Annotated in this window: 11 protein-coding genes; 9 read left to right on the plus strand and 2 right to left on the minus strand. The window is 63.8% G+C overall.

Annotated elements, in window-relative coordinates; translation table 11 throughout:
• Positions 1 to 33: 33 nt before the first annotated feature.
• From tldD to A3AC_RS0122500, 3 genes are all read left to right on the plus strand, one after another.
• Positions 34 to 1500: a metalloprotease TldD gene (tldD, locus tag A3AC_RS0122490; RefSeq protein ID WP_025601575.1), complete on the plus strand. Its 1467-nt coding sequence runs from the start codon at positions 34 to 36 to the stop codon at positions 1498 to 1500.
• Positions 1501 to 1861: 361 nt separating this feature from the next.
• Positions 1862 to 2935, plus strand: a complete 1074-nt coding sequence (gene aroG, locus A3AC_RS0122495) for a 3-deoxy-7-phosphoheptulonate synthase AroG (RefSeq protein WP_025601576.1) — start codon at positions 1862 to 1864, stop codon at positions 2933 to 2935.
• A gap of 150 nt (positions 2936 to 3085) precedes the next feature.
• A complete protein-coding gene (locus A3AC_RS0122500) occupies positions 3086 to 3418 on the plus strand; it encodes a helix-turn-helix domain-containing protein (protein WP_025601578.1) in 333 nt (110 codons plus the stop codon).
• Positions 3419 to 3509: 91 nt separating this feature from the next.
• Here A3AC_RS0122500 and hmpA read toward each other — a convergent pair whose 3' ends face one another.
• Both hmpA and A3AC_RS0122510 read right to left on the minus strand, forming a co-directional pair.
• Complete coding sequence (gene hmpA, locus A3AC_RS0122505) at positions 3510 to 4715, minus strand: NO-inducible flavohemoprotein (RefSeq protein WP_025601580.1); 1206 nt, start codon at positions 4713 to 4715, stop codon at positions 3510 to 3512.
• Positions 4716 to 4835: 120 nt separating this feature from the next.
• Entirely contained in the window at positions 4836 to 5390 is a 555-nt protein-coding gene (locus A3AC_RS0122510) for a cob(I)yrinic acid a,c-diamide adenosyltransferase (RefSeq protein ID WP_025601582.1), read from the minus strand.
• Between the two features lie 496 nt (positions 5391 to 5886).
• Here A3AC_RS0122510 and A3AC_RS0122515 point away from each other — a divergent pair, with 496 nt between their 5' ends.
• The 6 genes from A3AC_RS0122515 to proC all read left to right on the plus strand — a co-directional run bounded on the left by A3AC_RS0122515 (position 5887) and on the right by proC (position 13080).
• The gene (locus tag A3AC_RS0122515; protein WP_025601584.1) at positions 5887 to 7302 is read left to right on the plus strand and encodes an FAD-linked oxidase C-terminal domain-containing protein; all 1416 of its coding nucleotides are present in this window, start codon (positions 5887 to 5889) and stop codon (positions 7300 to 7302) included.
• 161 nt (positions 7303 to 7463) lie between these two features.
• Positions 7464 to 8957, plus strand: a complete 1494-nt coding sequence (locus A3AC_RS0122520) for an FAD-linked oxidase C-terminal domain-containing protein (protein ID WP_025601586.1) — start codon at positions 7464 to 7466, stop codon at positions 8955 to 8957.
• Between the two features lie 135 nt (positions 8958 to 9092).
• A complete protein-coding gene (gene glcE, locus A3AC_RS0122525; protein ID WP_025601588.1) occupies positions 9093 to 10181 on the plus strand; it encodes a glycolate oxidase subunit GlcE in 1089 nt (362 codons plus the stop codon).
• Positions 10182 to 10188: 7 nt separating this feature from the next.
• Positions 10189 to 11415: a glycolate oxidase subunit GlcF gene (glcF, locus tag A3AC_RS0122530; protein WP_025601590.1), complete on the plus strand. Its 1227-nt coding sequence runs from the start codon at positions 10189 to 10191 to the stop codon at positions 11413 to 11415.
• Between the two features lie 46 nt (positions 11416 to 11461).
• Complete coding sequence (locus tag A3AC_RS0122535; RefSeq protein WP_025601592.1) at positions 11462 to 12160, plus strand: YggS family pyridoxal phosphate-dependent enzyme; 699 nt, start codon at positions 11462 to 11464, stop codon at positions 12158 to 12160.
• A gap of 104 nt (positions 12161 to 12264) precedes the next feature.
• Entirely contained in the window at positions 12265 to 13080 is an 816-nt protein-coding gene (gene proC, locus A3AC_RS0122540) for a pyrroline-5-carboxylate reductase (protein ID WP_025601594.1), read from the plus strand.
• Positions 13081 to 13139 lie beyond the last annotated feature (59 nt).

Genomic DNA, 13139 nt, shown 5'->3' on the forward strand with positions numbered 1-13139 from the left:
CGAACCCTTCGTATCGAGCAGAACATACTTCGCATGAACATCATCGAACCCGGTATCCGTAATCTCGCCACCGCCAAGGACATCCTCCTCGCGCCCTACGGTCTCGACGAATCCCTGCTCACTCGCACGCTCGCCGAAATCTTCACGCATCGCGTCGACTACGCCGACCTGTACTTCCAGGCGACGCGCAGCGAAGCGTGGAGTCTCGAGGAAGGCATCGTGAAGTCGGGCAGTTTCAGCATCGACCAGGGCGTCGGCGTGCGCGCAGTGTCCGGCGACCGCACGGCTTTCGCGTATTCCGACGATCTGTCGCCGGAGGCCATTCGTCAGGCGGCCATCGCCACGCGAGCAATTGCCAAGGCCGGCGGCGGCAAGCAGAAGATCAAGGTGGCGTCCTCGCTGACCGGCATTGCCGGGCGCGATCTGTACCTGCCCGCCGATCCGCTGCATTCGCTCGATGCAACCGCCAAGGTGAAACTGCTCGAGCGCATCGAGCATATGGCGCGCGGTCGCGACCGCCGCATCCAGCAAGTGATGGCGGGCCTCGCGGGCGAATACGACGTGGTGCTGGTCGCGCGCAGCGACGGCGGCTTCGCGGCCGACATCCGCCCGCTCGTGCGGGTTTCCGTCACGGTGATCGCCGAGCAGAACGGCCGCCGCGAGGTGGGCAGCGGCGGCGGCGGTGGCCGCTTCGACTACAGCTATTTCACCGACGAAGTGCTGTCTCGCTATGTCGACGACGCGGTGCATGCGGCGCTCGTGAACCTCGAAGCGCGCCCGGCTCCGGCCGGCGCGATGACGGTCGTGCTCGGCCCGGGCTGGCCCGGCGTGCTGCTGCACGAAGCGATTGGCCACGGCCTCGAAGGCGACTTCAACCGCAAGGGTTCGTCGGCATTCGCGGGACGCATTGGCGAGCAGGTCGCGGCGAAGGGCGTGACGGTCGTCGACGACGGCACGCTGCCGAACCGCCGCGGCTCGCTCAATATCGACGACGAAGGCAACCCGACGCAGTGCACGACGCTGATCGAAGACGGCATTCTGAAGGGCTACATTCAGGACACGCTCAACGCGCGCCTGATGAAAATGCCGGTTACCGGCAATGCGCGGCGCGAATCGTACGCGGCGCTGCCCATGCCGCGCATGACCAACACGTACATGCTGAACGGCGACAAGGATCCGCAGGAGATTATCCAGTCGGTGAAGAACGGCTTGTATGCGGTGAACTTCGGCGGCGGCCAGGTCGACATCACGAACGGCAAGTTCGTGTTCTCGGCCTCGGAGGCATACATGATCGAAAACGGCAAAGTCACCTACCCCGTCAAGGGCGCGACGCTGATCGGCAGCGGCCCGGAATCGCTCAAGTACGTGAGCATGATCGGCAACGACATGAAACTGGACTCGGGCGTGGGCGTGTGCGGCAAGGAAGGCCAAAGTGTGCCGGTCGGCGTGGGCCAGCCGACGCTGCGCATCGACCGGATGACGGTTGGCGGCACGGCCTGAACATCACGCGGCCGCATGTTCCACGCATAGAAGCGCGCGCGCATGCGGTTTTTCCGCATTTTTTGCTGACCGAGCTTGTCAATCGAGCTTGGCCGGGTTATAAAGTCATTCACCCTTTTTGACCAGCGACTCCCCTTTCGCCATGTCCGCCAAGTTTTACTTTTACTTTTTTTGGTATCTCAGACCGCTGGCGGATCGAGAGGGGTGTTAGTGCACGCAGAACACCGAGAATTCCCGAAAAACCGCCAGCGAGTCTGGCGGTTTTTTTTCGCCCCAAGTCTTTGCACATTCAGGCTTTGAACATTCCGTCCTGCACGCGCCGCCCGCGCGAACACGCTACGAACCGAACGAGGAGAACAACATGCCCCCGCACAACACCGACGATGTCCGCATTCGAGAATTGAAAGAACTCACGCCCCCGGCGCACCTGATCCGCGAATTCGCGTGCGACGAAGCCGTCTCAGACCTGATCTACAGTTCGCGCACCGCCATGCATCGCATTCTGCACGGCATGGACGACCGGTTGATCGTGATCATCGGGCCGTGCTCGATTCACGACACGAAAGCGGCGATGGAATATGCGGGGCGCCTCGTCGAACAGCGCAAGCGTTTCGCGGGGGAACTAGAAGTCGTGATGCGCGTGTATTTCGAAAAGCCGCGTACGACGGTCGGCTGGAAAGGTCTTATCAACGATCCGCACATGGACAACAGCTTCAAGATCAACGAAGGTTTGCGCACCGCGCGCGAACTGCTGTTGCGCATCAACGAACTCGGGTTGCCGGCCGGTACCGAGTATCTCGACATGATCAGCCCGCAGTACATCGCCGATCTGATTTCGTGGGGTGCGATCGGCGCGCGGACCACGGAGTCGCAAGTGCACCGCGAATTGGCCTCGGGATTGTCGTGCCCGGTCGGCTTCAAGAACGGCACGGACGGCAACGTCAAGATTGCCGTCGACGCGATCAAGGCCGCCTCGCAGCCGCACCATTTCCTGTCAGTGACGAAGGGCGGGCATTCGGCGATCGTGTCGACGGCCGGCAACGAGGACTGTCACATCATTCTGCGCGGCGGCAAGACGCCGAACTACGACGCGGACAGCGTGAACGCGGCGTGCTCGGACATCGGCAAGGCGGGACTCGCCGCGCGCCTGATGATCGACGCGAGCCACGCGAACAGCTCGAAGAAGCACGAGAACCAGATTCCGGTGTGCGCGGACATCGGCCGCCAGATTGCTTCGGGCGACGAACGAATTGTCGGCGTGATGGTGGAATCGCACCTGGTGGCAGGCCGCCAGGATTTGCAGGAAGGCTGCGCGCTGACGTATGGCCAGAGCGTTACGGACGCATGCATCGGCTGGGACGAAAGCGTCGCGGTGCTGGAAGGTCTCGCCGACGCCGTCAAGCAGCGGCGCGTGGCGCGCGGAAGCGGCAACTGATTGGCGCCTGGCCGCATTTCGACGATGCGGTTTTGCAGCAGGCAGCATGAAAAAACCCGGCTCGATGAGCCGGGTTTTTATTTGGTTGGCCGAACGGATGAATGGTGCGCCAGGCGCCCGCTATGTACCGTAACAGCTTATCGCCGGGTCGTGAACGACTCGACCGGGTGGGAGGTTACGTATAAGCCCGGCGCGAACGTGTTTCTCGAACTGGGCTTTTCCGCCGACGAGGCAAAGCGTCTGCATGCGGCGTCGCAAAAGCAGATCAACGACATGAGGCTGCTCAAGGAGCAGCTCATGACGGAACTGTCGAGCTGGATCGAGCAGCATCATCTCAAGCAGGCGGAGGCCGCAAAAATTCTCATGGTCTCGCGCCCACGTGTGTCCGACGTGGTGAACAAGAAAACCACCAAGTTCACCATCGACACACTCGTAGAAATGTTGAGCCGGATCGGCAAGCCGGTCACTCTGGCGGTCGGATAGCACGCAGGGCTGCGAGTTCAGCGCGCTACTGCATGCGCCATTGCGCGCGTCGCCGCTCCTGGCTAGCGCTCAAGCATTCGAACAATCCGATTTACTCGACGGCGCCCGAACCGAACACTTCTGTGTGAATCCGCGCCGGGTCCACGCCTAGCGCCGTCAGTGCATCGCGCTGCGCGCGCATGAACGGCACCGGGCCGCAGATGTAGTAGTCCGCATCCGGCACGATCACACGGTCCGCGATTTTCGCCACATCGAGACGACCGTCGAAATCGTAGTCGACGCCCTTCCGGTCGGCTGCATCAACGGCTTCATAGAACACCACGCGCCTCACGTTCGGATGCGAGGCGACGGTCTCGTTGAGCCACTCGCGAAACGCATGCACGCGGCTGTTGCGGCAAGCGTGCACGAAAGTAACGCTGCGCTCGCTGCCGTCGGCCAGCAGCGTCGACAGCATAGACGTCATCGGCGTCACACCCACGCCGCCGCTAATCAGCACAACCGGCGTGGCCTTCTTGCGCTCGAGCGTGAAGTCGCCCATCGGCGCGCTCACATGCACGATGGTGCCCTCTTCAACATCGGCGTGAAGCAGGTTCGACACATGGCCGGGCGCCGCGTCTTCGCGGCCGTCTTCACGCTTCACCGAGATGCGCAGCCACTTGCCGTGCGGCGCATCCGACAAGCTGTACTGGCGCGGCTGATCCACCCCCAGCCTGTCGACAAAGCGCGTCACGCTCACATACTGGCCCGGTTCGAAGCCGCATGCGGCGGCGCCGTCGGCGGGGGTCAGGTAGAACGACGTGATTTCGTCGCTCTCGACCTGTTTGCGCGCCACCTTGAACGGGCGGAAGCCGCTCCACGCAGCGCCTTCGTAAAGCTTTGCCTCAGTGCCCACAAAGATATTCGCGAGTTGCCCGTAAGCGACTTGCCAGGCGTCGAGCGTCGGCTGATCGACCGCGTCGCCGAGCACATCGACAATGGCGCCCAAGAGATGGCGACCGACAATCGGATAGTGCTCCGGCCGGATGTTCAGGCTCGCGTGCTTGTTGGCGATCCGCGAGACGGCCGGGCCGAGCGCACCCAGATTGTCGATGTTGGCCGCGTACGCATATACCGCGCGAGCAAGCGTTTCCGGCTGATTGCCGCTTTGCTGATGCGTCTGGTTGAACAGATTCTTCAGCTCCGGATGATGCGCGAACATGCGCTTGTAGAAATGCTTGGTGATGGTCGTGCCATGTTCGGCGAGGACGGGAACGGTTGCTTTGACGCGGGCAATCTGGTCGGCGGTAAGGGCGGTCATTTGTACTTCTCCTTAAAGATGCACATAAGATACATCTTAAAGATGACAGTTTCGCTCAGACAGATTGTCGCAGGCGGATAGCCAGCAACCTTGGATACCTACACGAATCGGACCGAGTGCCTAGCCGTGATCGCGATCATGCTGCCAGAGCACGTCGGTGCCGCCGTCAGCGCGGTTGAGCACGCGCGCAAGCACGAACAGAAGATCCGACAGACGGTTCACATATTGACGCGGCGCCGCGTTGACCGCTTCTTCTTCGCCGAGCGCGACGATCGCCCGCTCGGCGCGGCGGCAAACCGTGCGGCAGACGTGCGCGAGCGACGCCGCCCGCGAGCCGCCCGGCAAAATGAATTCCTTGAGCGGCGGCAATGCCGCGTTGTAGTCGGCAAGCCAGCTGTCGAGTTGAGCAAGATGGCGGTCGGTGATCATCGTGTGGCCCGGAATGCAAAGCTCGCCGCCCAGATCGAACAGGTCGTGCTGGATCGCCAGTAACGCGGCCCGCACGTTCTCCGGCAGGCTTTCGCACAACAGCACGCCGAGATTCGAGTTGAGTTCGTCCACGTCGCCGATTGCGGCGATGCGCGCGCTGTCCTTGCGCACGCGCCGGCCATCGCCGAGGCCGGTGGTGCCGTCGTCGCCGGTACGCGTGGCAATCTTGCTCAGGCGGTTACCCATGATGTCTCCCCATTCGATCAGTGATGATGCGGGCGCAGGTTAGGCTTTACCCGTTGCAGCAGCCGACAGCCTCGTCAGCGCATCGAGGCCTGTCTGTGCACGACGTTGGCCACCGCGCTAACCATCTTGCGCGCATCCCGCGGCCGCCGCCATTATAGGAGCGATGGGTGGGCGAGGCGCGAGGAGGCAGCGCAGCAAGCGCGCACGATGCAGACCCAAGCGGGCTCACAAGCGATCGGCGTAGAATGAAACACCTGCTGCAAAGCGGTTCGCAACGCTTCGCCAGAATTCGCAGCAACTATTTTCATGTGGCCAGAGTCAGCGCTTAGCCTGGTCGAAACCATAGGTGGGACCGGAGGAAGCGCTAAAGCGCTAATTCCGGTCGAAACCATAGGTGGGACCAGAGCAAGCGCTAAAGCGCTAACTCTGGTCGAAACCATAGGTGGGACCAGAGTAAGCGCTAAAGCGCTAACTCTGGTCGACAACGGAGACATGCGTGAATAATCCTGTTCCCCTGGCCCCGCTGCGCCGGCCGTTCCCCGCCGAGCTGCTCAGCGCGCTCACCGACGCCTTCGGCGAACGCGTATCGGTCGCCCAAGCCGTGCGCGAACACCATGGCCGCGACGAATCGCCGTTCGATCCGCAACTGCCCGACGCCGTCGTGTTCGCCCGCAGCACCGAAGACGTTCAGACCATCGTCAGACTCTGCGGCCAGTTCAACGTGCCCATCATTCCGTACGGTAACGGCTCGTCGCTCGAAGGACATCTGCTCGCGGTGCAAGGCGGCGTGTCCATCGATCTGTCGGAAATGAACCGCGTGCTGTCGATCAACGCCGAAGATCTGACAGTCACCGTCGAGCCCGGCATCTCGCGCAAGCAGCTAAACGAGGCGCTGCGCGACACCGGTCTGTTTTTCCCAATCGATCCGGGCGCGGACGCCAGCATCGGCGGCATGTCGGCCACGCGCGCGTCCGGTACCAACGCGGTGCGCTACGGCACGATGCGCGAGAACGTGCTCGGGCTGACCGTCGTGCTGGCCGACGGACGTGTCATCAAAACCGGAACGCGGGCGCGCAAGTCGTCCGCGGGTTACGACCTCACGCGTCTTTTCGTCGGCTCGGAGGGCACGCTTGGCGTCATCACGGAAATCACCGTGCGCCTGTATCCGCAGCCGGAAGCCGTGTCTGCCGCGGTCTGCGCGTTTCCGTCGATGGGCGACGCGGTGCGCGCCGTCATCGAAACCATTCAGATCGGCGTGCCGATCGCCCGCGTGGAATTCGTCGACGCGCTCGCGATCCGCTCCATCAACCGGCATTCGAATCTGACGTTGCGCGAAGCGCCCACGTTGTTCTTCGAGTTTCACGGCACCGAAGCAGGCGTGCAGGAACAGGCAGAACTCGTGCAGGAACTCGCCGCGCAGAACGGCGGCGAAGGGTTCGAATGGGCGACGCGGCCGGAAGATCGTAGCCGCCTGTGGAACGCGCGCCACAACGCCTATTTCGCGATGCTGCAATTGAAGCCGGGTTGCCGCGCCGTCACGACCGACGTCTGCGTGCCGATCTCGCGCCTCGCGGAATGCGTCGTTGAAACGGAGCAGGATCTGGAGAGCTCGCCGCTGCCGTGCCCGATTGTCGGCCATGTCGGCGACGGGAATTTCCACGTGGCGATCCTGATCGATCCGAACAAGCCGGAGGAACTGGTCGAGGCCGAGCGTCTGAACCATCGCATCGTGCAGCGCGCGTTGCGCATGGACGGCACATGCACCGGCGAGCACGGCGTCGGCCTCCATAAAATGGATTTTCTGCTGGAAGAACACGGCGATGTCGCGGTCGATACAATGCGCTCGATCAAGCACGCGCTCGACCCGCACAATCTGATGAACCCCGGCAAGATCTTTAGCTGGGCGGCATGATGTGCGAGGCGCTGCATCATCGGTCGGCGCAGCATAATACGTAACCGGGTCGCAAATGAGCGGTAACTGAGCAGCAACCGGGCAGGTCCGACCGCCATGACGGCCGCCTGCAACGCCCGCGCCGACGAGCGAAGGGCGAAAGGCAAGAGGAGACGACGCACATGAACGCACCCGCCGAATTGTCGGCAGAAGTTCTCGCCCAGCGCCAGCGTGAAGTCGTGCAGGCGCTGATGGCGGTACTGCCGAACCACTGTCTGCTGTATCGCGACGAAGACACAGTCGCCTACGACTGCGACGGCCTCGCCGCGTATCGCCGGCTGCCGCTTGCGGTTGCCCTGCCCGAAACCGAGTCGCAAGTGCAGCGCATCGTGCAGATCTGCCACCGCCTCGACGTGCCCATCGTGCCGCGCGGCGCGGGCACCGGCCTGTCCGGCGGCGCAATGCCGATTCGCCACGGCGTGGTCGTTTCGCTCGCGCGCTTCAGAAAGATCATCGAAGTCGACTCGTACGCGCGGACCGCCACGGTGCAGCCGGGCGTGCGCAATCTGTCGATTTCCGAAGCCGCCGCACCGTACGGCCTGTATTACGCGCCGGACCCGTCGTCGCAGATTGCCTGCACGATCGGCGGCAACGTCTCCGAGAATTCGGGCGGCGTGCACTGCCTGAAATACGGCCTCACCGTGCACAACGTGCTGCGCGTGCGCGCCGTGACCATGGAAGGCGAGATCGTCGAATTCGGTTCGCTCGGGCCGGACGCGCCGGGCCTCGATCTGCTCGCGGTTCTGATCGGCAGTGAAGGCATGTTCGCGATCGTCACCGAGGTTACCGTCAAGCTGATCCCGAAACCGCAAACGGCGCAGGTCATCATGGCCAGTTTCGACGACGTGGTGAAAGGCGGCGATGCGGTCGCCGGCATTATCGCGGCGGGCATCATTCCGGCGGGCCTCGAGATGATGGACAAGCCGGCTACGCGCGCCGTCGAAGAATTCGTGCACGCCGGCTACGACCTCGACGCGGCGGCAATTCTGCTGTGCGAATCCGACGGCACGCCAGAGGAAGTCGCCGACGAAATCGTGCGCATGACGGCGGTGCTGCGCGAGCACGGCGCGACCCGCATCCAGATTTCGCGCACGGAAAACGAGCGGCTGCGTTTCTGGTCCGGCCGCAAGAACGCGTTCCCTGCCGCGGGCCGCATTTCGCCCGACTACTACTGCATGGACGGCACCGTGCCGCGCCGCAGTATCGGGCCGCTGCTCTCGCGCATCGAAGAGATGGAGAAGAAGTACGGCCTGCGCTGCATCAACGTCTTCCATGCCGGCGACGGCAACATGCATCCGCTCATCCTTTTCAACGGCAATGACCAGGACGAATGGCATCGCGCCGAAGCGTTCGGCTCGGACATCCTTGAAGCCTGCGTCGAGCTGGGCGGCACGGTGACGGGCGAGCACGGCGTCGGCATCGAGAAAATCAACTCGATGTGCGTGCAGTTCTCGCCCGAGGAGCGGGATGCGTTCCACGCCGTCAAACGCGCTTTCGATCCGCCCGGCCTGCTCAATCCGGACAAGGGAATCCCCACCCGGGCGCGCTGCGCCGAATACGGCAAGATGCACGTGCGCGGCGGTCTACTGCCGCATCCGGAGCTGCCGCGCTTCTAATCCACGCATCGCGCATAGCCCGTCGCGGCGGGGTTTCCCGCAGCCCACCCTGATTACCCGGATGCGGGTCCGCTCCGGGTTGCCAGCGAGCCCCCGCCCGGTACAATCGTTCGAAACACAACGAAGCAGGGCATCATGGAAGAGGACGACATCGTCGCCATGTGGTCGGAGCGCGTGCGTTCCGCCAGCGCCGAGGGACGCGCGTTGCGCGTGCGCGGCGGCGGCACGAAAGACTGGTACGGTCAGACCCTGGAAGGCGAGATCCTCGACACGCGCGCCTATCGCGGCATCATCGCGTACGACCCGGCGGAACTGGTGATCACCGCGCGCGCCGGCACTCCGCTTCTGGAGATCGAAGCCGCGCTCGCGGAACACAATCAGATGCTCGCCTTCGAGCCGCCGCATTTTGGGCCGCAGGCAACCTTCGGCGGCTGCGTGGCCGCGGGCATCGCTGGTCCGCGCCGTCCGTCGGCCGGCGCGGCGCGCGACTTCGTGCTCGGCGCGGTCATCATGAACGGTCACGGACAAACGCTGCACTTCGGCGGCCAGGTGGTGAAAAACGTCGCCGGCTACGACGTCTCGCGTTTGATGGCGGGCTCGCTCGGCACGCTCGGGCTGATCCTCGAATTGTCGCTGAAGGTGCTGCCGCAGCCGCAAGCAGAAGCCACGCTCAAGTTCGACATGAACGGCACCGACGCCGTGCGCAAGCTCAACGAATGGGGCGGTCGGCCATTGCCGATCACCGCGAGCGCCTGGCGCCACGGCACGCTCGCCGTGCGTCTCGCGGGCGCGGAAACCGCGGTCAAGTCCGCGCGCTCGTCGCTAGGCGGCGAAGTCGTCGACGCAGTGGAGGCCGAACGCTTCTGGGCGGGCCTGCGCGAGCAGACCGACTCGTTTTTCGCGGCGATTCCGCCAAAGGCCGCGCTGTGGCGGCTCGCGTTGCCGTCCATCACCGAGCCGCTGCAACTGCCCGGCGCGCAACTGATGGAATGGGGCGGCGCCCAGCGCTGGTGGATCACGGACACCGACGCGCAAACGGTGCGCATCAGCGCGAAGCAGGCCGGCGGCCACGCCACCATCTTTCGCACCGGCCTCGGCTACGACCGCGGCGCCGGCGTGTTCACACCGCTTCCCGCGCCGCTGATGAAAATCCATCGCGGCCTGAAAACCGCTTTCGATCCGGCCCGCATCTTCAATCGCGGCCGTCTCTACCCTGACTTCTGAGCGCGCGATGCAAACCAATCTCGCGGACTTCATTCGCAACACGCCCGATGGCGACGAAGCCGACGCCATTCTGCGCAACTGTGTGCACTGCGGTTTCTGCACCGCCACCTGCCCGACCTATCAACTGCTTGGCGACGAACTCGACGGCCCGCGCGGCCGCATCTATCTGATCAAGCAGATGGTGGAAGGCGCAGAGGTGACGCGCAGCACGCAGGTGCATCTCGACCGGTGCCTCACCTGCCGCAATTGCGAGACCACATGCCCTTCCGGCGTGCAATACGGCAAGCTCGTCGAAATCGGCCGCAAGATCACGGAGCAAAAAGTGACGCGCCCGCTCGGCCAGCGCCTCACGCGCAGACTGCTCGCGAGCTTCGTGCCGAACAGCGCGCTGTTCACGCCGACCATGCGCCTTGGCCAGCATTTCCGCGCGCTTTTGCCGAGAAAACTACGCGACAAGGTGCCGGCGCGGCAGCGCCCGCTCGAGTGGCCAAGCGCGAAACACGCCCGCAAGATGCTGATGCTCGCTGGCTGCGTGCAACCGTCGATGATGCCCAACGTCAACACGGCGACCGCGCGTGTGCTCGATGCACTCGGCATTGAAACAGTGGTCGCGCCGGATGCCGGCTGCTGCGGCGCGATCCGCCTGCATCTCGGCTACAACGACGAAGCGCTCGACGACATGCGCGCCAACATCGACGCATGGTGGCCGTATGTCGAAGAAGGCGTCGAGGCGATCGTGATGAACGCGTCGGGCTGTGGCGCGACGGTGAAGGAATACGCGCACCTGTTGCGCGACGATCCGGCGTATGCGGAGAAAGCCCGCCGCATCGTCGAATTGACACGCGACATTGCCGAGATCCTGCCGGACTTCGAGGAAGAACTCGTAGCGGTTACGCGCCGCCGTGCGATCCATACGGTCGCGTTTCATCCGCCCTGCACGTTGCAGCATGGACAGCAGGTGCGCGGCACGGTAGAGCATCTGCTGACGAAGCTCGGCGTGGAAGTGCGCCTGCCTGCCGACAATCATCTGTGCTGCGGCTCCGCGGGCACGTACTCGCTGACGCAGCCGAAGCTCTCCTACGCGCTGCGCGATCAGAAGCTCGAGCGGTTGCATGCGCAGGAGCCGCAGGTGATCGTGTCCGCGAACGTCGGCTGCATTTCGCATCTGCAAAGCGGCACGTCGACGCCGGTTGCGCACTGGATCGAACTGGTCGAGCACATGCTGTCCGTATAATCGGGGCATCGACTTTATTGACCTTAGGTCCGCTCCGGTTCGTTCCATGCCCGATCTGATTCATAACCTCGAAGCGGTGCAGCAGCGCATCGCCATGGCCGCGCACGTGGCGGGACGCGACGCGCGTTCGATTGCGCTGCTGGCGGTGTCCAAGACGTTCCCCGCCGAAGACGTGCGCGCCGCGCACGCGGCCGGCCAGCGCGCGTTCGGCGAAAACTACGTGCAGGAAGCGCTCACCAAGATCGAAGCGCTCGGCGATCTGCGTGCTTCACTCGAATGGCATTTCATCGGTCCGTTGCAGTCGAACAAGACGCGGCCGGTAGCCGAGCATTTCGATTGGGTGCATTCAGTCGACCGGCTGAAGATTGCGCAGCGGCTTTCCGAGCAGCGGCCGGACAAGCTGCCGCCGCTTAACGTGTGCTTGCAGGTCAATATCAGCGGCGAGGCGTCGAAAAGCGGCGTCAGCGTCGAGGAGGCCGTGCAAGTGGCGAGAGAAATTGCAGCGCTGCCCAGGCTCCGGTTGCGCGGATTGATGGCCATTCCCGAGCCGGCCGGCAACATCGACGAGCAACGCGTGCCGCATCGCCGCCTGCGCGAGCTGTTCGGGCGTCTGCGCGGCGACGGCTTGCAACTCGATACGCTTTCCATGGGCATGTCGAGCGATCTCGAGGCCGCCGTGCTCGAAGGCGCGACGATCGTGCGCGTGGGCACAGCGATCTTCGGCGCACGCGACTATTCGCATTAGCGGTTGTGGACGCGCTTACTATGGCCCATGCAGCGGTTGCGCCACGGTTGGGCAGCCGTCACGAACACAGCTTCAGAAGCTCAATCAAACCTTCCCGGAACATCATGAAAATTGCTTTTATCGGCGGCGGCAACATGGCTGCGGCGTTGATCGGCGGCCTTATCAAGCGCGGCGTCGCGCCCGCCGACCTGTATGCGATCGATCCGAACGAAGACGCGCGCAAGCGCAATGAAGACCAGTTCGGCATCAAGACCGGCGCTGCCGCCGACGCCACGCTCGCCGCCTATGACGCCGTCGTGCTCGCGGTAAAACCGCAGATTCTCAAGAGTGTCGCTGGGGCGCTTGCGCCGCATCTGAAGGCGTCGCAACTCGTCATCAGCATCGTCGCCGGCATTCGCATGGATGACATGTCGCGCTGGCTGAACGGTCACACGCGCATTGTGCGCGTCATGCCGAACACGCCGGCGTTGATCGGCATGGGAGTCTCGGGCTTGACTGCAACCGCCAGCGTCGACGAAGCGGGCCGCGCGCTCGCATCGCAAGTGCTCGGCGCAGTGGGTGAAACCGTATGGTTCGACGACGAAGCGAAAATCGACGCTGTCACCGCGATTTCGGGCAGCGGACCGGCCTACGTGTTCTACTTCATCGAAGCGTTGCAGGAAGCCGCGCGCCAACTCGGCATGGACGAAGCGCAGGGCCGCGCTCTCGCAGTTGCGACCTTTACGGGAGCCGCGCAACTGGCAGCGAACTCCGACGAGCCGCCGAGCGTATTGCGCGAACGCGTGACTTCGAAGGGCGGCACGACCGCGGCTGCGCTTGCCTCGTTCGACGCGAGCAGCGTGAAGGAAGCGATTGTGCGCGGCGCGCTCGCCGCCGATGCTCGCGCGAAGGAAATGGGCGACGAGTTCGGCAAGCAGTAAGCAGTCATCAACCGCTGTCTGCTAGTCGCCGTTTGCTGGAACGGAGTACGCCGTTGGCA

Origin of the sequence: Burkholderia sp. WSM2230, assembly GCF_000472445.1 — a bacterium.
Classification (GTDB): Bacteria; Pseudomonadota; Gammaproteobacteria; order Burkholderiales; family Burkholderiaceae; genus Paraburkholderia.